General features: G+C 71.5%; 26 protein-coding genes. 9 read left to right on the top strand and 17 right to left on the bottom strand.

Features of this window, described 5'->3' with window-relative positions; all coding sequences use genetic code 11:
- Nucleotides 1-23: 23 nt before the first annotated feature.
- Nucleotides 24-800 carry a ribonuclease PH gene (gene rph / locus L1857_RS09700; RefSeq protein WP_094008991.1) on the top strand — a complete coding sequence of 259 codons (777 nt, stop codon included), beginning with the start codon at nucleotides 24-26 and terminating at the stop codon, nucleotides 798-800.
- Nucleotides 797-1,414, top strand: coding sequence for an RdgB/HAM1 family non-canonical purine NTP pyrophosphatase (rdgB, locus tag L1857_RS09705; protein WP_249464882.1), 618 nt, complete (start codon nucleotides 797-799; stop codon nucleotides 1,412-1,414). The genes rph and rdgB overlap by 4 nt, the downstream gene beginning before the upstream one ends.
- Nucleotides 1,415-1,672: 258 nt before the next feature.
- On the opposite strand, the gene L1857_RS09710 is transcribed toward rdgB, so the two are convergent.
- From L1857_RS09710 to L1857_RS09725, 4 genes are read right to left on the bottom strand one after another with little or no spacing between them, the layout of a single operon-like run.
- On the bottom strand, nucleotides 1,673-2,551 hold the full coding sequence (locus L1857_RS09710) for a 5-oxoprolinase subunit C family protein (protein ID WP_094008993.1): 879 nt from the start codon (nucleotides 2,549-2,551) through the stop codon (nucleotides 1,673-1,675).
- Nucleotides 2,548-3,168 (bottom strand): 5-oxoprolinase subunit PxpB, encoded by a 621-nt coding sequence (pxpB, locus tag L1857_RS09715; RefSeq protein WP_094008994.1) that lies wholly within the window; start codon nucleotides 3,166-3,168, stop codon nucleotides 2,548-2,550. Before pxpB ends, L1857_RS09710 begins: the two co-directional genes overlap by 4 nt.
- Nucleotides 3,165-3,941, bottom strand: a complete 777-nt coding sequence (locus tag L1857_RS09720) for a LamB/YcsF family protein (RefSeq protein ID WP_017987380.1) — start codon at nucleotides 3,939-3,941, stop codon at nucleotides 3,165-3,167. The genes pxpB and L1857_RS09720 overlap by 4 nt, the downstream gene beginning before the upstream one ends.
- Nucleotides 3,938-5,275 carry an MFS transporter gene (locus tag L1857_RS09725; protein WP_094008995.1) on the bottom strand — a complete coding sequence of 446 codons (1,338 nt, stop codon included), beginning with the start codon at nucleotides 5,273-5,275 and terminating at the stop codon, nucleotides 3,938-3,940. Before L1857_RS09725 ends, L1857_RS09720 begins: the two co-directional genes overlap by 4 nt.
- Nucleotides 5,276-5,471: 196 nt before the next feature.
- Here L1857_RS09725 and L1857_RS09730 point away from each other — a divergent pair, with 196 nt between their 5' ends.
- Entirely contained in the window at nucleotides 5,472-6,182 is a 711-nt protein-coding gene (locus L1857_RS09730; RefSeq protein WP_116113491.1) for a GntR family transcriptional regulator, read from the top strand.
- A gap of 159 nt (nucleotides 6,183-6,341) precedes the next feature.
- Here L1857_RS09730 and bcp read toward each other — a convergent pair whose 3' ends face one another.
- From bcp to L1857_RS09745, 3 genes are all read right to left on the bottom strand, one after another.
- Complete coding sequence (bcp, locus tag L1857_RS09735) at nucleotides 6,342-6,821, bottom strand: thioredoxin-dependent thiol peroxidase (RefSeq protein WP_094008997.1); 480 nt, start codon at nucleotides 6,819-6,821, stop codon at nucleotides 6,342-6,344.
- Nucleotides 6,822-6,845: 24 nt separating this feature from the next.
- Complete coding sequence (locus L1857_RS09740) at nucleotides 6,846-7,373, bottom strand: hypothetical protein (RefSeq protein WP_429727748.1); 528 nt, start codon at nucleotides 7,371-7,373, stop codon at nucleotides 6,846-6,848.
- A 196-nt stretch (nucleotides 7,374-7,569) separates the two neighbouring features.
- Nucleotides 7,570-7,752, bottom strand: a complete 183-nt coding sequence (locus tag L1857_RS09745; RefSeq protein WP_116113528.1) for a hypothetical protein — start codon at nucleotides 7,750-7,752, stop codon at nucleotides 7,570-7,572.
- Nucleotides 7,753-7,931: 179 nt separating this feature from the next.
- Between L1857_RS09745 and L1857_RS09750 the strand changes: the two genes are divergently transcribed.
- Nucleotides 7,932-8,732, top strand: a complete 801-nt coding sequence (locus L1857_RS09750) for a hypothetical protein (RefSeq protein ID WP_249464885.1) — start codon at nucleotides 7,932-7,934, stop codon at nucleotides 8,730-8,732.
- A 51-nt stretch (nucleotides 8,733-8,783) separates the two neighbouring features.
- Here L1857_RS09750 and dprE2 read toward each other — a convergent pair whose 3' ends face one another.
- From dprE2 to L1857_RS09775, 5 genes are all read right to left on the bottom strand, one after another.
- Nucleotides 8,784-9,524 (bottom strand): decaprenylphospho-beta-D-erythro-pentofuranosid-2-ulose 2-reductase, encoded by a 741-nt coding sequence (gene dprE2 / locus L1857_RS09755; RefSeq protein WP_094009000.1) that lies wholly within the window; start codon nucleotides 9,522-9,524, stop codon nucleotides 8,784-8,786.
- Between the two features lie 21 nt (nucleotides 9,525-9,545).
- Entirely contained in the window at nucleotides 9,546-10,187 is a 642-nt protein-coding gene (locus tag L1857_RS09760) for a DUF4383 domain-containing protein (RefSeq protein WP_094009001.1), read from the bottom strand.
- Between the two features lie 81 nt (nucleotides 10,188-10,268).
- Nucleotides 10,269-11,081: an ABC transporter permease gene (locus tag L1857_RS09765; protein ID WP_094009002.1), complete on the bottom strand. Its 813-nt coding sequence runs from the start codon at nucleotides 11,079-11,081 to the stop codon at nucleotides 10,269-10,271.
- The gene (locus L1857_RS09770; protein ID WP_116113484.1) at nucleotides 11,041-11,847 is read right to left on the bottom strand and encodes an ABC transporter ATP-binding protein; all 807 of its coding nucleotides are present in this window, start codon (nucleotides 11,845-11,847) and stop codon (nucleotides 11,041-11,043) included. The genes L1857_RS09765 and L1857_RS09770 overlap by 41 nt, the downstream gene beginning before the upstream one ends.
- On the bottom strand, nucleotides 11,844-12,284 hold the full coding sequence (locus L1857_RS09775) for a MarR family winged helix-turn-helix transcriptional regulator (protein ID WP_429727749.1): 441 nt from the start codon (nucleotides 12,282-12,284) through the stop codon (nucleotides 11,844-11,846). Before L1857_RS09775 ends, L1857_RS09770 begins: the two co-directional genes overlap by 4 nt.
- Before the next feature lie 83 nt (nucleotides 12,285-12,367).
- On the opposite strand from L1857_RS09775, the gene L1857_RS09780 reads away from it, so the two are divergent.
- The gene (locus L1857_RS09780) at nucleotides 12,368-12,751 is read left to right on the top strand and encodes a nitroreductase/quinone reductase family protein (RefSeq protein WP_116113478.1); all 384 of its coding nucleotides are present in this window, start codon (nucleotides 12,368-12,370) and stop codon (nucleotides 12,749-12,751) included.
- Here the strand turns inward: L1857_RS09780 and L1857_RS09785 are convergent.
- On the bottom strand, nucleotides 12,748-13,161 hold the full coding sequence (locus L1857_RS09785; protein WP_249464887.1) for an MBL fold metallo-hydrolase: 414 nt from the start codon (nucleotides 13,159-13,161) through the stop codon (nucleotides 12,748-12,750). The genes L1857_RS09780 and L1857_RS09785 overlap by 4 nt on opposite strands.
- Nucleotides 13,162-13,283: 122 nt before the next feature.
- Here L1857_RS09785 and L1857_RS09790 point away from each other — a divergent pair, with 122 nt between their 5' ends.
- Nucleotides 13,284-14,780, top strand: coding sequence for a plasmid pRiA4b ORF-3 family protein (locus tag L1857_RS09790; RefSeq protein WP_249464889.1), 1,497 nt, complete (start codon nucleotides 13,284-13,286; stop codon nucleotides 14,778-14,780).
- Here the strand turns inward: L1857_RS09790 and L1857_RS09795 are convergent, their stop codons facing one another.
- Complete coding sequence (locus tag L1857_RS09795; RefSeq protein ID WP_198958401.1) at nucleotides 14,781-15,749, bottom strand: helix-turn-helix transcriptional regulator; 969 nt, start codon at nucleotides 15,747-15,749, stop codon at nucleotides 14,781-14,783.
- 84 nt (nucleotides 15,750-15,833) lie between these two features.
- On the opposite strand from L1857_RS09795, the gene L1857_RS09800 reads away from it, so the two are divergent.
- Nucleotides 15,834-16,238, top strand: a complete 405-nt coding sequence (locus tag L1857_RS09800; RefSeq protein WP_116113475.1) for a VOC family protein — start codon at nucleotides 15,834-15,836, stop codon at nucleotides 16,236-16,238.
- A 6-nt stretch (nucleotides 16,239-16,244) separates the two neighbouring features.
- On the opposite strand, the gene L1857_RS09805 is transcribed toward L1857_RS09800, so the two are convergent.
- Entirely contained in the window at nucleotides 16,245-17,207 is a 963-nt protein-coding gene (locus L1857_RS09805; RefSeq protein ID WP_094009007.1) for a nucleoside hydrolase, read from the bottom strand.
- An 11-nt stretch (nucleotides 17,208-17,218) separates the two neighbouring features.
- On the opposite strand from L1857_RS09805, the gene L1857_RS09810 reads away from it, so the two are divergent.
- Together L1857_RS09810 and L1857_RS09815 are read left to right on the top strand one after the other, a co-directional pair.
- Entirely contained in the window at nucleotides 17,219-17,974 is a 756-nt protein-coding gene (locus tag L1857_RS09810; RefSeq protein WP_116113472.1) for an acyltransferase, read from the top strand.
- 252 nt (nucleotides 17,975-18,226) lie between these two features.
- Nucleotides 18,227-19,312 carry an IS630 family transposase gene (locus tag L1857_RS09815; RefSeq protein ID WP_094009240.1) on the top strand — a complete coding sequence of 362 codons (1,086 nt, stop codon included), beginning with the start codon at nucleotides 18,227-18,229 and terminating at the stop codon, nucleotides 19,310-19,312.
- Here the strand turns inward: L1857_RS09815 and L1857_RS09820 are convergent.
- Nucleotides 19,309-19,845 carry an NADPH-dependent FMN reductase gene (locus L1857_RS09820; RefSeq protein ID WP_116115449.1) on the bottom strand — a complete coding sequence of 179 codons (537 nt, stop codon included), beginning with the start codon at nucleotides 19,843-19,845 and terminating at the stop codon, nucleotides 19,309-19,311. The two genes, L1857_RS09815 and L1857_RS09820, sit on opposite strands and share 4 nt — an antisense overlap.
- A gap of 9 nt (nucleotides 19,846-19,854) precedes the next feature.
- The gene (locus tag L1857_RS09825; protein WP_116115451.1) at nucleotides 19,855-21,279 is read right to left on the bottom strand and encodes a short-chain fatty acyl-CoA regulator family protein; all 1,425 of its coding nucleotides are present in this window, start codon (nucleotides 21,277-21,279) and stop codon (nucleotides 19,855-19,857) included.
- Between the last annotated feature and the right edge of the window lie 137 nt (nucleotides 21,280-21,416).

Consider the following 21,416-nt stretch of genomic DNA (forward strand, 5'->3'; position numbering starts at 1 on the left):
TAGCGGGGTTCTACGCTGCACGCGTGGTGCGAAAAGACGGCAGGAACGACGACCAGCTCCGCGACGTGAAGATCACGCGGGGATTCCAGCAGTGGCCGGCCGGCTCGGTGCTCATCGAGTTCGGCAACACGAAGGTGCTCTGCGCGGCGAGCGTCAGCGAGGGTGTGCCGCGGTGGCGGACCGGATCAGGCCTGGGCTGGGTCACGGCCGAGTACGCCATGCTGCCCTCGGCCACGCACGACCGCAGCGACCGCGAGTCGGTCAAGGGGCGCATCGGCGGGCGGACCCACGAGATCAGCAGGCTCATCGGCCGCTCCCTGCGGGCCTGCATCGACCTGGCCGCGCTCGGCGAGAACACGATCCAGCTCGACTGCGACGTGATCCAGGCCGACGGCGGCACCCGCACGGCCGCGATCACCGGCGCCTACGTGGCGCTGGCCGACGCCGTCACCTGGCTCGCGGCGGCCGGGCGGCTGGCCGACCCGCAACCGCTTTCGGCGATGGTGTCCGCGGTCAGCGTCGGCGTGGTGGACGGGCGCGTGCGCCTGGACCTGCCCTACGAGGAGGACTCGCGGGCCGAGGTGGACATGAACGTCGTGGCCACCGACGCCGGGACGCTGATCGAGGTGCAGGGCACCGGCGAGGGCGCCACCTTCACCCGTTCCACTTTGGACAAGATGCTGGACCTGGCGCAGACCGGGTGCGCGGAGCTGACCCGGTTGCAGTCGGCGGCGCTGGCCGAGCCGTACCCGTACGAGCTGCCGGAGCCGGTGGCGGGCAAGAAGAAGGGCTCGAAGTGACCCGGGTCCTGCTCGCCACGCGCAACGCCAAGAAGCTCGGCGAGCTGCGGCGCATCCTCGCCGCGGAGGGCCTTGACGGTGCTGCGGGGCTCGAAGTGGTCGGCCTGTCCGACGTGCCGGAGTTCCCCGAGGCGCCGGAAACCGGCGCGACGTTCGAGGAGAACGCGGTCGCCAAGGCCAGGGACGCCGTCGCGGCCACCGGGCTGCCCGCGATCGCGGACGACTCCGGCCTGGCGGTCGACGCGCTGAACGGGATGCCCGGTGTGCTGTCCGCCCGCTGGGCCGGCCGGCACGGCGACGACCAGGCGAACCTGGACCTGGTGCTCGCGCAGCTCATCGACACGCCGGACGAGCGCCGGGGCGCGGGCTTCGTGTGCGCGGCCGCGCTGGTGCTGCCGGGCGGGGAGGAGACGGTCGTCCGCGGCGAGTGGCGCGGGCGGCTGGTGCGGAAGCCGCGCGGTAGCAACGGCTTCGGGTACGACCCGGTCTTCGTGCCGGAGGGGGAGACCCGCACGTCGGCGGAGATGGCACCGGCGGAGAAGGACGCGGCCTCCCACCGCGGCCGCGCGCTGCGAGCGCTGCTGCCCGCGTTGCGCGAGCTGGCCGGAAGCTGAGGTTGGAGCCCGGGAGCTACGTGGCTCGGGTGGCTCCCGGGGAGTTCGCGGGTTGCGCGCGGTGCTGCCCGCGGTGCGAAGTCGCTGGACGCTGAAGTTCGAGCCTGGCAGCCACCTGGCCCGGGTGCTCGGGGGAGTTTGCGGGTTGCGCGTGTTGGCGGCGCCGTGCGGGCCGCGCCCGCTATAGCGCCTGCGAGCCGGCCGGACGCTGAGCAGTGGAGCCCCGGAGGCCACCCAGCGCAGGTGGCCTCCGGGAGTTCAGGCGGCCGCCGGGAGATCGGCGGGCACGAGGCGGAACGAGACGGTCTGCCCCGGCCGCGCCTGGGCCATCACCGGCAGGTCGTCGGTCAGCACGACGCCGATCACCGGGTACCCACCGGTCACCGGGTGGTCGGCGAGGAACACCAGCGGCAGCCCCGAGGGCGGCACCTGGATCGCGCCCGGCACCATGCCCTCGCTGAGCAGCTCGCCCTCCCGGGACCGTTCCAGCGCCGGACCGGTGAGCCGGACGCCGACGCGGTTGCTCTCCGACGTCACCTCGTAGGTCGCCGTCGAAAAGGTCTTCAGCGCCTCCGGGGTGAACCAGTCGTCCCGCGGGCCGGGCATCACCCGCACCGTCAGCGCGAACCCGGCCGGATCGGGCACCGGCGCGACCTCGACCGACGGCAGCGGGCCGCACTCGTCGGTGCCGATGGGCAGCACGTCGCCCTCGCTCAGCGCCGCCGGGCCGAGCCCGGCCAGCAGATCCGTCGAGCGGGACTCCAGCACCTTGTCCACCCCGATCCCGCCGCGCACCGCGAGGTAGGTGCGCAGCCCGGAGGTCGGCGCACCCAGCGTCAGCTCCTCGCCCGGCCACACGGTGAACGGCGCGTTCATCGCCTCTCCGCGGCTGCCGCGCCGGATCGGGCACGGCGCGCCGGTCACCACGACCCGCGCGACCTGCCGGAACCGCAGCACCAGACCGCCGAAGGTGGTCTCCAGCACCGCGGCGCCGTCCAGGTTGCCGACGAGCCGGTTGGCCAGCGCGGCCGACCGCCGGTCGGCCGCCCCGGACCGGCCGACCCCCAAGGCGGCCAGTCCGGGACGTCCCAGGTCCTGCACCGTGGTCAGCGGACCCGGCCGCACCACCTCGATCATCGAACCTCCCGGAAGCGGATGCGGGTGCCCGGCCGCAGCAGGGCGGGCGGCCTGCGGGCCGGGTCCCACAGCGGGACCTCGGTCCGGCCGACCAGCTGCCAGCCACCGGGCGACGACCGCGGGTAGATGCCGGTGAACTCACCGGCGATGGCGACCGCCCCGGCCGGCACGTGCGTCCGCGGCGTGGCCCGCCGCGGCAGGTGCAGCTTCGGGTGCAGCCCGGTCAGGTAACCGAAACCGGGCGCGAACCCGCCGAACGCCACCGTGTACTCGGCGGCGGTGTGCATCTCGACGACACCGTCCGCGCCGAGGCCGGTGTGCTTGCCGACCTCGGCCAGGTCGGCGCCGTCGTAGTACACGGGGATCTCCACCAGCTCGCCGCGCATCGCCTGGGCGGGCACCGGTTCGGTGCCCGCCAGCAGCTCCGCCAGCTCGCCGGCGCCGATCACGGCCGGGTCGAAGCGCACCAGGAGGGTGCGCGCCGCCGGCACCAGTTCCGTCACGCCGTCGGGACGAGGGTCGGACAGCGCGGAGTACAGGCCGAGCACCGCGTCGATCCCGCCGGTGTCCCCGACGTCCACCAGCAGCGCCTGGTCCCCGCATCGCCGGATGTTCATGCGAAGCTCCGCACCTCGACCCCGGCCGACACCAGCGCGGTCCGGGCCGCGGTGGCCAGTTCCACCGCGCCCGGGGTGTCGCTGTGCACGCACAGCGAGCCCGCCTGGAGGGGGATGACCGTGCCGTCCACGGCCACCACCTCGCCGTCCCGCACCAGCCGCACGCACCGCCGCGCCACCTCGTCCGCGTCGGTCAGCACCGCCCCCGGCTCGCGCCGGGGGAGGAGCCGCCCGTCGGGCGAGTAACCGCGGTCGGCGAACGCCTCGGCGATGGTGGTCAGCCCGGCCTCGGCGGCCCGCGCCAGCCACCGGGACCCCGGCTGCCCGAGCACGGGCAGCGTCGGGTCGTACTGCCACACCGCCTCGGCCACCGCGCCCGCCTGCTTCTCGTGCGTGGCGATGGCGTTGTACAGCGCGCCGTGCGGCTTGACGTAGGCGATCTCGCCGCCCGACGCGCCGGCCAGCGCGTCGAGCGCGCCCAGCTGGTAGAGGATCTCGTCGATCAGTTCGACGGGGTCCACGTCGAGGAACCGGCGGCCGAAGCCGGCCAGGTCCCGGTACCCGACGTGGGCTCCGATGGTGACCCCGCGCTTCACCGCCGCCTCGCACACGTGCCGCATGGTCGAGGGGTCACCGGCGTGGAAGCCGCAGGCCACGTTGGCGCCGGTCACGACGTCCAGCAGGGCTTCGTCATCGGCGATCCGCCAGGCGCCGAACCCTTCGCCCACGTCGCAGTTCAAATCGATGGTGGCGGTGGTCGCGGGGGCGCTCATCGTGCGACTTCCACCGTCTCGGCCGTGGTCACGACCGGCTCCTCCTCGGGCGCCTGGCGGGACAGCGCGATGCCGATCCCGGTCAGGACCGCGGTCGCCACCAGGTACAGCGCCACCGCGAACCACGAGTCGTAGGCGGCCAGCAGGGCGGTGAAGATCAGCGGGGCCACGGCGCCACCGATCGGGCCGGCCAGCGTGTAGGCCAGCGAGCTGCCGGTGTAGCGCAGCCGGGCGGTGAACTGCTCGGTGATGAGCGCGGCCTGCGGGCCGTACAGCAGGGCGTGGATGGCCAGCGCGATCACCATGCCGACCGCGACGGCGAGGAACGACCCGGTGCTCGCCATCGGGAAGAAGATGAACGGCCACACGGCCGCGGCGATCGTGCCCACCGTGTAGAGCGTGCGCCGGTTGATGCGGTCGGACAGCGCGCCCGCGGCCGGCATCAGGAACAGCTGGAAGGCCGAACCGATCATCACCGCGGTGAGGCCCTCGCTGCGGCTCATGCCGAGCTCGGTGGTCATGTAGGTGAGGACGAAGACGGTGAACAGGGAGTAGAGGACGTCCGGGCAGACGCGGACCAGGATGCCGGCGATCAGGGCCCGCGGCTCCTTGGTGAAGACCTCCTTCAGCGGGGCCGTCGGCGCCTCGCCCTTCTCGGCGATCTTCTTGAAGACCGGGGTCTCCTCGAGCTTCATCCGCAGCCACAGGCCGAAGATGACCAGAACACCGGACAGCAGGAACGCGATGCGCCAGCCCCAGGACTCGAACGCCGCCTTCGACATCACCGCAGCCAGCAGCGCGATCACACCGTTGGCCAGCAGGTTGCCCGCCGGCGGGCCGATCTGGGCGGCGGAGGCCCAGAAGCCGCGCTTCTTCGGATCGCCGAACTCACTGGACAGCAGCACCGCGCCGCCCCACTCGCCACCGACACCGACACCCTGCGCGAACCGCAGCAGCACCAGGATCACGGCGGCCCAGCCGCCGATGGAGGCGTGGGTCGGCAGGATGCCGATCAGGAAGGTGGCGATACCGGTCAGCAGCAGGGTGAACACCAGGACCTGCTTGCGGCCCAGCTTGTCGCCGAGGCGGCCGAAGATGAACCCACCGAGCGGCCGGGCCAGGTAACCGACGGCGTAGGTCGAGAACGCGGCCATCGTGCCGACGAGGGCGTCGCCCGACGGGAAAAACAGCGTGCCGAACAACGTCGCGGCCGCCACCGAGTAGGCCGCGAAGTCGTAGTACTCGAGAGTGGTGCCGGACAGGCTAGCCACGAACGCGCGGCGCAGTGAGCGCTTGTCCGTGGGCTCAGTCGAAGCGGTCATCACGATGTCCATCCATCGAAGGGGAGTGAGGTAGGTCATGAAGTTAGGGATTGTTGAACGATCCGTCAATACTTTCGAGGAACATCGATCTGGCTTCGAAGCGTCTGGATAGACTTTTCGTAGAACAAGTCGCAGGTTGGACCGTCCTTCGATGGACTGGTTAAGTTTCCGTTACACGGTCCGACCCCTGAAAACACGGAGGCCCCGCGTGACCACCGACGCCGAGTCCACGGGCTCGATCCCCAGCACCGGGCTCGAGGCCGATCGCCTGCTGCTGGGGCGCACCAGCACGGCCGAACGGCTGGCGGACATCCTGCGGGGGCGCATCACCGAGGGCTTCTTCGAGCCCGGCAGCCGCCTGTCCGAGGAGGCGATCGGCGGGGCGCTGGGCGTCTCGCGGAACACGCTGCGTGAGGCGTTCCGGCTGCTCACGCACGAGAAGCTGCTGGTGCACGAGCTGAACCGGGGCGTCTTCGTGCGGCGGCTGTCGGTCGAGGACGTGATCGACCTGTACAAGGTGCGCAAGCTCGTGCAGTGCGCCGTGCTGCGGGAGATCACCAGCCCGCCGGGGGACAAGCTGCAGGCGGTGGAGGCCGCGGTGGCCGACGGCGAGGACGCCAAGAAGCGTCAGGCCTGGCGCGAGCTCGGCACCGCCAACATCCACTTCCACCAGGCGCTGATCACGCTCGCCGGCAGCCCCCGGGTGGACGAGCTGGTCCGCGGGCTGCTCGCCGAGCTGCGGCTGGTGTTCCACGTGATGGCCGACCCGCAGCCCTTCCACGAGCCTTACCTGGAGCGGAACCGGGAGATCCTGGAGACGCTGCGCACCGGCGACGGCGCCACGGCGGAGCGCCAGCTGGCCGCTTACCTGGACGACGCGGAGAAGCAGCTGGTGGAGGCCTACCGCCGGGTGATGTGAGCGCAGAACTCGCACTCCCGAGTGCAGAACTCACGCTCCCGAGCGTGGGACTCGCGTGCGGGAGCGTGGGACTCGCGGCCGCCGCGAGTCCCACGTTCGGGGCGGTGAGTCCCACGCTCCGAGTGGCGAGTTCTGCGTTCGGGGTGGCGAGTTCCGCGGTCAGGCGGAGATCTTCAGGTCCTTCAGCAGCTTGGCGACGTGGCCGGTCGCCCGGACGTTGTACATCGCCTTGACGATCGTGCCCTCGGGGTCGATCACGAACGTCGAGCGGATCACGCCCTGCACGATCCGGCCGTAGTTCTTCTTCTCGCCGAACGCGCCCCACTCCGTGAGCACCGTCTTGTCCGGATCGGACAGCAGCGGGAACGTCAGCCGCTCCGCCTCGGCGAACTTCGCCAGCTTCTCCGGCTTGTCCGGCGACACGCCGAGCACCTGGTAGCCGGCGCCGTCGAGCTCGCCGAGGTTGTCCCGGAAGTCGCAGGCCTGCTTGGTGCACCCGGGCGTGCCCGCCGCGGGGTAGAAGTACACGACGACGTGCCTGCCCCGGAAGTCCGACAGCGAGACCTGCGTGCCCGTGCTGTCGGGAAGGGTGAAGTCGGGGGCCTTGTCGCCGGCGGTGAGACGCTGCGGGTCAGTCATGCCCCGAGCGTATCCGGGCGCCGGTCAGGCGGGCCCGCAGTACACGGCGATCACCGGGCTGGTCGCGGTCGGCCGCAGGGTCAGCCGCATCTCGGCGGGCTCGGGCGGCGCGGCGAAGGCCAGGTTCACCCGCACGTCGCGCCCGGGTTGCACGTCCTTGCCCGCGTCGACGATTCCGCTGTACCCCTGCGTCGAGTCCACCACCTGCTTCGACGGCACGTCCCCGACGGTCGCCGTCACGCTCAGCCCGGACAGCCGGTACGGCTGGTCGCCGTCGTTGCGGATGATGATCTCGAACGCCACCGCCCGGTCGCTGCGTGGATACGCGCTCTCGCTGGGCTTGAACGGCTTCGGCGCGGACACCGACACCGCGACCCCGTCGCCGAACCGGAACTGGCCGCCGAAGTCCAGGGTGTGCAGCGCGGGAACCGCCTGCGGGATGGCCACGTCACCACCGGTGCTCGTCGACCCGCCCTCGACCTGCGCCGGCGCACCGCAAGCGGTCACCGCCACCAGGACGAGCGCGGCCATCGCGTGCCTCGGGGTGCGCACAGGGGCCACTTCCTCACTTCTTCAGCCGCCCGGCTGGTCCGTTCGGGGTAGGTATTTCCGCCGGGCGCGCTCCACTCTGTCCCTACTCGCGAGTGCGTGCGAGTCACCGCGCGGGGTTGACGCGGACCTGGTGTCGGGATGTGGCCGATCCGTGACCGGAGCGGCACCAGCCGTGATCGCGCTCACCCCGGCGGGTTCAGACCGCCATCGCGAGGAAGAGGATGAAGGTGCCGCAGCCGACCAGCCACGCCACGATCAGCCAGCCGAAATCGCGCCACGGGTCGACCGTGTGGTTGTCCTCGCCGGGCACGTAGACGCCGCGTTGCTCGAACCAGTCCGCCACGCTGCTCACCCACTTCAAGGGGTTGCGGCCCGCCACGTTCACCTCCGCCTGCTGCGCGATCACGGTCACAGTAACGGGCCGTCTGAGCTATCGGTTTGTCACCGTGCGTACGACATTTGGCCTATCGGATGTGAGCTCGATCACGACCTGAGGCAACGAACTGATAACAACAGTAATCATGTCGCGGGCAGTAAGCGGCTTCGGAGAGGTTCAGCGTGACGAGCGACGACAAAGACACTCGGGCGAGTGCCACGACGCGGCAGATCAGTGTCGCGGAGTTGCTGCGCCGGGAAGGCGTCACGCAGGAGTTCACCGCGATCAAGCTGCCGAAGGAGCCCGTGGACGACTCCGGCATCACGCCCGAGATGGCCGAGGCGCCCACCGTGCGCATCCCGGCGGCCAGCATCCTGCGCCGGGAGAGCGAGCCGGGCAGCCGGTGGGACAAGCGCAAGGCCGGCCGCATCGGCGCGCTCGCCGCGGGCGTGGCGGCCCTGGCCGGTGTTGCGGTCAGCACCCTGACCACCGGCCAGCTGCACGACGCGGCCGCGCCGGGCGGAGCGGGCGGCGGCCCGGACACCAGGACCGGCCACACCCCGACGAGCACGATCGCCGCTCCCCAGCAGCAGTTGCTGGCCAGCAGCACGCCGACCTCGACCAGCAGCGCCGAGCTGCCGCCGTCGGGCAGCGCGTCCTCGCAGGCCCAGCCGCAGGCGGCCCAGCAGGGCGGCGCCGCCGGCGCGAGCGGCCAGGCGCGCACCGGCCAGTCGACGAGCAGCCGTGGCACGACGGCCGCGCCGACGACCACCTCGGCCGCCCCGGCGCCCGCCGCGGGCACGAGCCGGACCCAGCCCCAGACCACCACTCCGCGGACGACCACGACGACGCCGACCACGACCGAGCCGACCTCGGAGCAGCCGAGCAGCTCGCCGGGAACGACGACCCAGCCGACCAGCAAGAGGAACGGCGGCCTGCTGGGCACCGTGGGCGGCCTGGTCGGCGGTCTGCTCGGCGGCTGACCCCTCGACGCGAACCGAAGGCCACTCCCGCGGGAGTGGCCTTCGGCGTGTTCAGCGGGGCATGCGCCGCCAGATCGCGCGCGGCAGCAGGCGCATCAGGAAGAACACCGGGCGCAGCACGGGCGGCACCCAGACCTCCCCGCGTCCCCGCCGCAGCGCGCGCACGGTCGCCGTCGCGACCTGTTCGGGCGTGCTGGAGAACGGGGCGGGCGACATGCCCTCGGTCATCCGCCCGATCACGAACCCCGGGCGCACCAGCAGCAGCCGCACGCCGCTGCCGTGCAACGCGTCGGCCAGGCCGCCGGCGAACCCGTCCAGCCCGGCCTTCGCCGAGCCGTACACGTAGTTGGCCCGCCGCACCCGCACCCCGGCGACCGAGGAGAACACCACGAGCTGCCCGCTGCCCTGCGCGCGCAACAGGTTCGCCAGCTCGGTCAGGACGCTCACGTGGGCGACGTAGTCCGTGTGGATCACGGCCATCGCGTGCGCCGCGTCGCGCTCGGCCCGCTCCTGGTCGCCCAGGATCCCGAACGCGACCACGACCGTCTCCAGTGGACCGTGCTCGGCGACCACCGCGTCCAGCACCTCGCGGTGCCGCGCCACGTCGTCGGCGTCGAACTCGACCCGCGCCACCTCGGACGCGCCGGCCCGGCGCAGCGACGCCTCTTCGTCATCGAGGTCGCCGCTGCGCCGGGCCGCCAGTACGAACTTCCGCTCGCCGTCCACGAGTTTCCGTGCCACGGCGAGGCCGATCTCACTGCGCCCGCCGAGCACCAGCACCGTTCCGCTCACGCGGGGCAGTCTGCCCGACGATCAGTGGGTGGTGTGGCCCGGCCGGTGCATGCGCCACCGCGACGGGCGGTGCCGTCCGGTCTGCTGCTGGGCGGCGGCCTCCGGCGACCCGGTCTGCTGCGGCACCGGACGCGTCGGGACGTCCGCGTTGCCGGGCACGTCGCCGGTGGCCATCGGCTGCTGCATCGTCGCGGCACCGCTGTCGGTGCTCTCGACGTGCACCTTCTTGCGCGCGGGCATGACTGCCATGATCAGGCCCAGCACCGCGCTCGCCCCGTGCAGCCAGTTGTCGGCCGCGTTGAGGTTGAGCGGGTTGCCCAGCCCGGATACCGGGTTGGACGCGATCACCCCGGTGATCATCAGGCCCCAGATGGTCACCAGGCCGAAGCCGATGAACAGGATCCAGCCGAAGGTGCGGGCCGACGCCGACGACGCGGCGAACAGCAGGCCCAGCACGCCGACCACCACGTGCACCAGGTTGTGCAGCGGGTTGATCATGAAGCCCATCAGCATGTGGTCCGGGTTGCCGGTGAAGTCACCGAAGCCGGTGCGCACGAACCCGATGATGCCGATCACGAGGTAGACCAGACCGACGAGCGCGGCGAGCACCTGGACCGGCTGGAAGCCGGCCGCCCGGACGCGGGCTTGTTCCGAACGAGACATGTCGCCTGTCCCCTTTGTCCGACGGACACCACGGTTGCGTGATGTGCCCGACGGGTTACCCGGTGGTGGAATCGGGCAAACTCACCGGACCAGCCGCCCGAGCAGGGCGGACGCGACCCCGATGGCGATCGCGGCGGAAGCGGCGAGCACCCCGGAGTCCACCCAGACGTGGGAGGGGGTGCCGATCAGCAGCCCGCGCAGCGCGTCCACCTCGTAACTGAGCGGGTTGACGTGGCTGAGCACGCGCAGCCAATCGGGCATCAGATCCACCGGGTAGAGCGCGTTGGACCCGAAGAACAACGGCATCGTGATCGCCTGCCCGATGCCCATCAGCCGTTCGCGGGACAGCACGAGCCCGGCGATCACGATCGACAGGCAGCAGAAGAACGCCGAGCCGAGCACCACGGTGAGCGCGGCGCCGAGCAGCTTCAGCGGGTTCGCGGTGAGGCCGACGCCGAGGACCGCCGCGAGGATCAGCACGATCACCGCCTGCGCGAACGCCCGCACCCCGGCCGCGAACGCCTTGCCGGTGACCAGCGCGGCGCGCGGGGTCGGCGTGACGAGCAGCTTGCCGAGCACACCGGCGTCGCGTTCCCAGATGATCTGGATGCCGTAGAAGATCGCGATGAACAACGCGGACTGCGCGAGGATGCCGGGGGCGAGGAAGTCCAGGTAAGGCGTGTCCCCGGTGGGGATCGCGCGCAGCCGGGTGAAGGTCTCGCCGAAGATCAGCAGCCACAGCGCGGGCTGGATCGCGCGGGTGATGAGTTCGGAGCGGTCGCGGCGCAGCTTCTGCAGCTCCACCAGGCACATCGTGCCCACCCTGGACAGCAGGCGGCGGACCGGCCGCGGGTCAGCCCAGGCGGCGTGCGGTGCGGCGAGCGGCGCGGACATCGCGCATCCCTCCCTTGTCGGCGTCGTCGAACGCGTCACCGGTGACCGCCCGGAAGACATCGTCCAGAGTGGACTCCGGCCCCAGCCGGGCCCGGAGCTCCGCCGGGCTGCCCTGCGCGCGGATCCGGCCGCGGTGCATGAGCGCGACCTGGTCGCAGTGCTGCTCGGCCTCGTCCATGTAGTGCGTGGTCACCAGCACGGTCATGCCGGTCTCGGCGCGGACCTGTTCGATGCGCTCCCACACGCCGGTGCGGGCGACCGGGTCGAGCCCGATGGTCGGCTCGTCGAGTATCAGCAGCCGGGGCGCGCTGACCAGCGCCTGCGCCAGTTCGAGGCGGCGGATCATGCCGCCGGAGTAGGTCGCGGCCGTGCGGTCGGCGTCGTCCAGCAGGCCCACGGCGCCGAGTGCGGTCTCGACCTGCTCGGCGCGCTCGCGTCGCGGGACGTCGAAGAGGCGGGCGAACAGCGCCACGTTCTCCCGCCCGCTGAGCGAGCCGTCGGCGGAAAGTTGTTGCGGCACATAGCCGATCAGCCGCCGCACGCGCATCTTCCGGTGCGTGGCGTCGAGGCCGAACACCTCGATCGCGCCGGCCTTGACCGGCAGCAGCGTGGTGATCATGCGGATGGCGGTGGTCTTGCCCGCGCCGTTGGGGCCGAGCAGCCCGAAGACCTGGCCCGCCGGGATCTCCAGGTCGACGCCGTCGACGGCGACCGCGTCACCGAAGGCGTGCCGGAGCCCGGTGCAGCGCACCGCGGGTGTGGTCATTTCCCCTCCTGGATCGCGGCGATCAGCCGGTCGAGCGCGGGCAGCGCGGCTTCGAGCGCGTCGCGGTCCCCGGCCGGCAGGCACGCGATCGCCGAGGTCACGAACTCGGTGCGGGTGCGCCGCCAGTTCGCCAGCCGGTCCCGCGCCGGGCCGGTCAGCTCCAGCCGCGCGGCCCGGCGGTCGCCGGGATCGATCCGCCGGTCCAGCAGTCCGGCGTCGACGAGCTGGTTGACCAGCGAGCTGACCGAATTGCCGGCCAGGTGCAGGGCACGCGCGGCGGCGGCGACGCCGATGCCGGGGTGTTTCTCGACCACGCGGAGCAGTTCGATCTGCGCCGGACGCAGGGGCGCGTGCGGCAGCGTGTCCCGCACGCGCCGCCGGACGACCCGCCGCAGCGCGGCCGTGGTCGTCATCAGGTTCTCGGCCAGTTCTCGCACGTCCGCCAAGGTAGCTCTGACTCGGAGCTATTAGCAACGCTCACTAATTTCGCTTTCCGGAGGAAGCGGAGTATTCGTGAAGGGTGAATCCTGATCGCAAGAAGCGCGCGGCCGACGCGTTCCACCGGCTGGTCAACCCGCTGGCGAAGCGCCTGCCCGGCCAGGTGGTCCTCGAAACGATCGGCAGGCGCACCGGTCAGCCCCGGCACACTCCGGTCGGCGGGAAGGTCGTCGACGGCGCCTTCTGGTTCGTCTCCGGCGACGGGCGGCGGGCGTCCTACATCCGCAACATCGAGGCCAACCCGAAGGTGCGCGTGCGGCTGGGCCGCGTCTGGCGCACCGGCACCGCCCACCTCCTGCCCGGCGACGACCCGCACGAGCGGCTGAAGAAACTGCCGGCGGGCAACAGCATGATCGTGCGCCGCCTGGGGATCGCGCTGCTGACGGTGCGCGTCGACCTCGATTAGGGCAGGTGGAAGACCGCGCCGGGAGCGGCGTAGGCGACCGGGCCGTCCACCTCGCACAGCAGCGCGTCGCAGTTCTTGGCCGGCGCCGCCACCGCGGGGCAGGGCGCGGTGTCCCCGGAGTAGGCCAGCGACGCCGCGCCCGCCTCGATCCGCACGCCGAACGCCGGCATGCCGTGCTCGACGGCCGTGGCGGTGAACGTATCGGCCCGATCTCGGTTGGTCGGGAAGTCCGCCAGCCTGCCGGTGATCCCGGGTGGGCCGAACAGCGGGATCGGCGCGACCAGTTCGAGGTCGGCGAACAGGGCGCCGTAGTACGCGGTGAGCAGGTGCGAGATCCAGATGGCGGCGAGCCGGTCCAGGCCGGTGTGGCGGCGCAGCTCGGCGAGGGTGCCCGGCCGGCGTCGAGCCACACGTGCGTCCCGCCGCTGGTGACCAGAGCTCAGCCCATCGCGCATGATCGACTTGTCGACATCTCTACTGTGGACGGAAACACCCGTCCGGGTGGCGGGGCCTGCTCGCTAAAGTCCTGCGGGTGAGTACCGGAATCTCCACATTGGCGAGTCAGTGCCCCGCGCTGTCCCGGACGAGGGCCCTGGCGAGCTGGGTCGGCGACGGGAGACCCGTTACCCCCAAAGGAGTTCTGCGGCCCGCCGACGTTCCCTCGGTCGCCGGGGCGCTGGGCGTCGAGGTGGGGGAGAAGGTCCGCTCGGCCGCGGACGTCGTCACGATCCACCGGCCGTGGGTGGCCGCGGAAGGCGCGGGGCTGATCGAGGTCGGTGTCGCGGAGGCGGTCGCGCGCCCGCCGCACGACGATCCGGCGCAGCTGTGGCTCAAGGGCCTCGACGCGGTCCTGCGGGCCGAGTCGGCCGATCCACGCCGTCGTGGCGCGTTCGCGTTGTGCCGGGCGGTGCTGACCGCGCTGGCCAACGGCCCGCTGCTGGACGACCTGGTGTTCTCGGTGCACCGGCTGCTCAAGGGCAGCGAGGACGGCGACGCGGTCGCTTCGAGTTTCGGTGGCGCGGAACTGTTCCCGCTCGACGCCGCACTGGACGTGCTCACCGAGTTCGGCGCGCTGGACGGCGACCGGAAGGTCACGCCGCTGGGCCAGTGGGCGCTAGACGAGTGGGCCGCTCGTGAACCGCGGCCGGTCACGCCCGAGCTGCGCGCCGCGCAGCTGCTGGGCCGTCTCGCGCCGCTGCCCGCCGACGAGGCGTGGCACCAGGCACTGCGCTGGTTCGAGGGCAGGCGCCCGGTGGACGGCGCCGCGCAACTGCTGCACGCCGCGGAGTTCGCGTCACCGGTCGAGCGCGTGGCGGCCATCGAGGTGGTCGCCGGTTTCGGCGACGAGGTGCTGCCGGCCTGGCACGTCGCGCTGAGTTACCGCAACGTGCGCCCGCACGCCGCGGCGATGCTGGAGATGTGGGACGAGGGCCCGGGGTTGTCCGGAGCGGAGCGGCGGCGGCTGGTCACCGAGTACGCGTTGTCCGCGCGGGAGCGCAGCGGGGTCGAGGAGGCGTACCACTACGTACGCGACCGCGGCGGGCTCGACGCGCTGGAGCCCGAGGCGACGGCGTTGCGCCGTGAGCTGCGGGCGTTCGCCGAGTCGGTGCGGCTGACCGTGTACCAGCTGAAGATCACCGTGACCGGCCGGAAGCCGCCGCAGTGGTGGCGATTGGTGATCCCGGCGAGCGTGACGCTCGGCGTGCTCGCCGAGGCGCTCGACGCGGACGGCGAGGAGCACCACTTCGAGGCCGACGGTGTGCGGTACGCCGACCCGTTCTTCGGCCTGGGCGAGGACCGCGACGAGCACGACGTGCGGTTGTCGCACGTGCTGGTGCGGCCGGGGACGAGCCTGCGGTTCTTCGTGGGCGCGGTCGAGCACTCCGTCACGTGCGAGAAGATCCTCGACCCCGACCCGCAGCTGAGCTATCCGCGCTGCACGAGCGTGTCCAAGGCCGGGGAAAGCGTTTCCGCCCGGAACAAGCGCCTGGCCGCCGTGCGCATCCCGCACCCCGCGCACCCCTGGTGATCAGCCGTCCGCGGCATGGCGGGCCAGCCTTTCTGCCAGTGCCCGGACCAGGTCGCGGAGCGCGCCGGGCTGCTCGACGACGAACGGCTGGTCGAGCGCCGCGAGCAGGGGCGGTATCCAGTCGAGCCGCTGCGCCCGGATCCGGGCCCGCACCCAGGGCTCGCCGCCGGTGATCGTCTCCAGCGACGCGACGGACGGCGGGAAGACGGAGCGGATCCGTTCGGGCGCCGAGCGGATCCGCACGGACACCTCGTGCTCGTACGGCGTCTCGGCGAGGGCGCTGAGCACCCGCTCGGCAGGGTCGAATCCCGCCGGCACGTCGAATGTTCCGGCGCCGATTTCGACGGTCCTGATCCGGTCGATCCGGAACGTGCGCACCTGCCCGCCGGCGGAGTCGAAGCCGCTCAGGTACCACCGCCCGGAGTGCGCCACCACCCCGTACGGGTGGACGACGCGTTCGCTGGCGCCGCCATGGCCCGCGGTGTAAGCGATTTCGAGCGGCCGGCGATCCCGCGCCGCCTCCGCCACGGTGAGCAGCACCCCGGCCTCCGCCGTGAGCGCCGGTCGTGGGGGCGCGGTGAAGCCGGCGATCTCCAGCAGCGCGTCGAGCCGCTGCCCGACGGCGTCGGGCAGCACCCGCCGGATCTTCGCGACCGCGCTCTCGGCGGCCGCGACCGACGTGGTGATCAGGCCGGCTCGCCGCCCCGCGACCAGACCGAGCAGGACGGCGAGCGCCTCCTCGTCGGTGAGCATCAGCGGGGGCATCCGGTAGCCGGGCGACAGCCGGTATCCGCCGTGCCGTCCGCGCACCGCGCGGACCGGGACGTCGAGGTCGCGGAGGTGATCGACGTAGCGGCGGACGGTGCGCTCGTCGACGTCGAGCCGCCCGGCGAGCTCGGCGACGGTCCGGGTCCCACCGCTCTGGAGGATCTCCAGCAGGGCCAGCACTCGGGCGATCGGCCGGGTCACCCGAAGATCCTCGCAATACCGGGCGGATCCTGTCCACTATCGCCTCTAGCGTGGCCGGTGTCCCTCCGCAGAAAGGAACCCGCCGTGCAGCTTCTCTCCGTCCGCGTCATCACCGACGACGTCGCCCGCCTCGCCGAGTTCTACGAGCAGGTGACCGGCCTCCGGGCGCGGTGGCTCGCCGAGCAGTTCGCCGAGTTCGCCGGATCTTCGTGCACGCTGGCGATCGGCGGCGCCGAGACGATGGCGCTGTTCAGCCCCGGGGCGGCCGTGCCCGAGTCGAACCGGAGCGCGATCCTGGAGTTCCTCGTCGAGGACGTGGACCGGGCGTACGAACGGCTGACGGCGCTGGCGGTCGTCCCCGAGATCGTGCAGAAGCCGACGACGATGCCGTGGGGCAACCGGTCGCTGCTGTTCCGCGACCCCGACGGCAACCTGGTCAACTTCTTCGCGCCGCTCACCGAAGAGGCCAGGGCGAGGCTCGCGCACTGACCGGCTTCAGCCGCGCGCCAGCCGCTCCAGGATGAAGGCCCGCAGCCCCTCCAGCTCGGTGTCCACCGCGACCTCGATCCGGCCGGGCGCCACATCGCCTTCCGCGTCCTCGCGCAGGGCCTGCCGGCGCCGGTCGACCAGCGTGGCGCCGCGGGCCGGGCCCAGCGAGCACTCCACCTCGACCGGGTAGGTCTCGGTCCGCAGGATGCCCGGCCGGATCGCCTCCGCGACGGCGACCGCGTCGTGCAGCACCACGCCGTCCCACCCGAGGGCCTTGCGGTAGTGCGCGACGTAGTCCGGTGTCAGCGCCTCCAGTGCGGCGCCGATCGGCCCGGACGCGGCCAGCTTGCCCAGCCACGTGCGGTCCACCGCGCACCGGTAGGTCAGGTCCATCGGCACCAGCACGCACGGCACGGTCTCCTCGACCAGCACCCGCCGCGCCGCCTCCGGGTCGCTCCAGATGTTGAACTCCGCCGCACCCGTCGTGTTGCCGCCGGCCAGCCCGCCGCCCATGACGACGATGCGGCCGATCTTCTCCCGCACCTCGGGGTGCGCGGCGAGCAGCAGCGCGATGTTCGTCAGCGGCCCGATCGGCGCGATCGTCACCGGCTCGTCGGCGGCCTCCAGCAACGACACCAGCAGGCTCATCGCACCGCCCGGCTCCAGCGCCCGGCCCGGCTCGGGCAGCGCGGCCGAGCGTCCGGACAACCCGTCCGACCCGTGCACGTGGCTGGCGCGGTGCAGCTGGGCGTGCACCAGCGGCCGCGCGGCCCCGGCCGCCACCGGCACGTCCGCGCGCCCGCACAGCGCCAGCACGCGGCGCGCGTTGCGGGTGGTCGCTTCGAGCGGGACGTTGCCGAAGACCGTCGTGACCCCCAGCAGGTCGACGTCCTCGCTCAGCGCCGCCAGCGCGATCGCGAAGGCGTCGTCCACGCCCGGGTCGGTATCGATGATCAACGGTGTCGGCATACTGTCAACCTATGACATCGATGTGGGGATCGCCGGTGCTGTCCCGGGTGCAGGCGTGGCGCCGCGCCCGGCGCGACCCTCGTCAGGCGAAGTTCCTGACCGCCGATTCGCTGCGCTGGGTCCTGCGCAACCGCGCCTACACCCCCTGGTACCTGGTGCGGTACTGGCGGCTGCTGAAGTTCCGGCTGGCGAACCCGCACGTCATCCTGCGCGGCATGGTGTTCCTCGGCAAGGACGTGGAGATCCACTGCCGCCCCGGTTACGGCCGCCTGGAGATCGGGCGCTGGGTGCACATCGGCGACGGCAACGCGATCCGCTGCCACGAGGGCTCGCTGCGCATCGGGAACAAGGCCGTCTTCGGGCGCCAGAACGTCATCAACTGCTACCTCGACATCGAGCTCGGCGCGGCGACCCTGGTGGCCGACTGGGTCTACATCTGTGACTTCGACCACATCACGGCGGACATCAACCTGCCGATCAAGGACCAGGGGATCGTGAAGACCCCGGTCCGCATCGGGCCGGACACCTGGATCGGCACGAAGGTTTCGGTGCTGCGCGGCACCCGCGTCGGCCGCGGTTGCGTCCTCGGCGCACACGCCGTGGTGCGCGGCGACATCCCCGACTACGCCATCGCGGTCGGCTCCCCGGCGCGCGTGGTGCGCGACCGCCGCGCCGACTACGAAGCCGACGCCGAACGCCGCGAGGCCATCGCCGACATGGCCCGCAAGGCGAACAAGGCGCTGCAGAAGACCCTCGAGCAAAGCTAGCGCCGCGTAGCGGCTCCGTTGAGGGTGGCGGTGGGCGAGGGGCTGGCCACAAGGGTCTAGCACGGGTTGGTCCCCTGGTCGTCGACCTAGGTCGCGAGCACAAGATCGGCCCGGTCCGGCTAAGTCCTGGCCGCAGGCTACCGCGCCACCGCGACGGCGGCGGCTACACCTTCCTGCACACCCGCGCTGGCCGATCACTCCCGCCCTCTAGTGTCCTGAGTCGTTAATTCGAGTTCAGCTGTAGGGTGCGGCATGCCGAATCCGAAGCTGCCTGAGTTGGCCTTGTCCGTTGATGAGGCACAGACGTTGCGGAACTGGGTGCAGCGGCGGAAGACGGCTCAGGCGTTGGCGTTGCGGTCGCGGATCGTGCTGCGGTGCGCCGAGGGCGGCTCGAACAGCGAGATCGCCGCGGAGTTGGGCGTCGGGCGCGCGATGGTCGCGAAATGGCGTTCCCGGTTCGTGGCCCAACGACTGGACGGCCTGGTCGACGAGCCACGTCCGGGGCGCCCGCGCACGATCACCGACGAGCAGGTCGAGGCGGTGATCACCAAGACGCTGGAGTCCACGCCGGCGAATGCGACGCACTGGTCGACCCGGTCGATGGCTGCGGAGTCCGGGTTGACCCAGACCGCGGTGACCCGGATCTGGAATGCGTTCGGTCTGCAGCCGCATCGCCGTGAGGCGTGGAAGTTGTCCAAGGATCCGTTGTTCGTGGACAAGGTCAAGGACGTGGTCGGGCTTTACCTCGCGCCGCCGGAGCGGGCGGTGGTGCTGTGCGTGGACGAGAAGTCCCAGATCCAGGCGCTCAACCGCACCGCCCCGATCCTGCCGATGATGCCGGGAACGCCGCAGCGTGCCACGCACGACTACACCCGCCACGGCACCTCCAGTCTGTATGCCGCACTGGACATCGCCACCGGCAAGGTCATCGGCCGGCTGCACGCGCGGCATCGTGCGATCGAGTTCAAGAAGTTCTTGATCGCCATCGACAACGAAGTACCCGCGGACCTGGCAGTGCATCTGGTTATGGACAACGTCTCGACCCACAAGACCCCGGTGATCAAACGCTGGCTGGCAGCTCACCCGCGGTTCACCGTGCACTTCACTCCGACCTCGAGTTCCTGGCTCAACCTCGTCGAACGCTGGTTTTCCGAGCTGACGACCAAAAAACTCCAACACGGCAGCCACACCAGCGTCCACGCGCTCAATCGCGACATCCGCGCATGGATCGAGACCTGGAACAACGAACCACGGCCCTACGTCTGGACCAAGACCGCCGACCAGATCCTTGACTCCATCGCACGCTACTGCACGCGAATTAATAACTCAGGACACTAGCGGGTCGCCAGCGCGGTCAGCGCCTCCCGCACCCGCTGCCGGATGGTCTCGTCCCCGATGAGGCCGTCCGCGCCGATCGCCTCCCGCGGCACGGGAATGTGCACGCAGGCGTCCTCGACGATCCGCGTCCCCAGATACCCCAGGACGGTCCGCAGCGACTCGTGCGCCCCGGCCGCGCCGGTGACCGAGGACGACACGTTGATCCACGCCACCGGTTTGCCGCTCATCGCGTCCGAGCCCACCGCCCAGTCGAGCAGGTTCTTGAACGACCCGGGCAGCGCGCCCGCGTACTCCGGCGTGCAGAACAGCACCGAGTCCGCTTCCTTCAGCTGCCCGCGCAGGCCGGCGACGGCGTTCGGCAGCGGGTCCCGGTCGTCGTCCGGATCGAAGTGCGGCAACGACCGCAGCCCGTCGTAGATCTCCACGACCGCGCCCTCCGGCGCGACCGCCCGCGCGGTGGCGAGCATCGCGGAGTTGGTCGAGCCCGCTCGCGTGCTCCCGCTGACGGCCAGGATCCGGAAGAGCGTCGTCATGCGCCCACGCTATCCCTTGGGCACCGCCGGGTACGGGACGAAGGTGCTGGTGTTCTCGTCGACCGTGAGCTGCTTGCCGATCGTCGGGAACGCGCGCTGCGGGCAGGCCGGCCGTTCGCACACCTTGCAGCCCATGCCGATCGGCGTGGCGGCCGCCTTCGCGTCCAGGTCCAGGCCGGTGGAGTAGATGAGCCGCCCGGCGTGCCGGAGTTCGCAACCGAGACCGACGCTGAACATCTTGCCCGGGCTGCCGTAGCCGCCGATGTTGCGCGAGACCGTCCGCGCGATCCAGAAGTAGCTCTTGCCGTCCGGCAGGGTCGCGATCTGGGTGAGGATCTTGCCCGGTGAGCTGAACGCCTCGTAGACGTTCCACAGCGGGCACGACCCGCCGACGCGGGAGAAGTGGAAGCCGGCCGCCGACTGCCGCTTCGACATGTTGCCCGCGCGGTCCACCCGCACGAACGAGAACGGCACCCCGCGCCGCTTGGGCCGCTGCAGGGTCGACAGCCGGTGGCACACCGTCTCGAACCCGACGCCGAAGTGGTCGCACAGCCGCTCGATGTCGTAGCGGAAGTTCTCCGCGGCGGACAGGAACGGGCCGTAGGGCAGGATCAGCGCCCCGGCGAAGTAGTTGGCGAGGCCGACGCGGGCCAGCGACCGCGCCGCCGGGCCGGAGAACGCCCACGAGTCGGCCAGCTCGGTGATCAGGTCGTCGTACTCCAGCAGGGCGATCTGCGAAGCCATCCGGAACGCCCGCTGGCCCACGCGCAGGCTCGGCGCGAGCCGCAGGATCTTCGCATCGGGGGAGTAGCGGTGCTGCTGGCCGGCGGCCTCGTCGATGCCCTCGCTGGTCACCTGCACGCCGTAGTGGCTCGCCAGCCTCTCCAGCAAAGTGTTGTGAACGCCGCCGCGCCGCAGCCCGATGTCCTCGGCCATCCGCTCGGCGCGTTCGTCCAGCTCGGCGACGTAGTTCTCGCGCTCGTAGAAGAAGTCGCGGACCTCCTCGTGGGGCAGGGGCGCGGCGGCGCTGCCGTGCGGGCCCATGCCGTTCTCGGTGACCAGCGCGGCCGTGCTCTCCACCGCCGCCCGGTAGCTGCGGTGCAGCCGGACCAGGGCCTGCGCGATGGTCGGCAGGTTGGTGGCCAGCTCGTTGAGTTCGCTGGTCGTCGCCTCAACGCCGAGCGACTCGTCGAGCAGTGCTTCGCGCACGTCGGCGACCAGTCGGCTGGTGTCGTTGTTGGCGAAGAACTCGGTGTCGACCCCGAACGCCTCGGTGATGCGCAGCAGCACTGGAACGGTCAAGGGACGCGAGTTGTGCTCGATCTGGTTGAGGTAGCTGGGGCTGATTTCCAGCAACCTGGCCAGGTCAGCCTGGCTCATCGACCGGCTCTCGCGCAGGTGGCGCAGCTTCGCGCCGGCGAAAGTCTTCTCCACGACAGGCCCTTTCCGAAGAGCTTTTCCCGACCGCACCGATCACGTGACCGATTCAGTCCCCGGACTTTGCGGCGGCTGCGAAACCTGGTTTCACAACCTTCACAACATGCTACGCCAAAATTTGCAGAAATTGGCAA

Origin of the sequence: Amycolatopsis thermalba (assembly GCF_023376025.1) — a bacterium.
Lineage (GTDB): Bacteria > Actinomycetota > Actinomycetes > Mycobacteriales > Pseudonocardiaceae > Amycolatopsis_E > Amycolatopsis_E thermalba.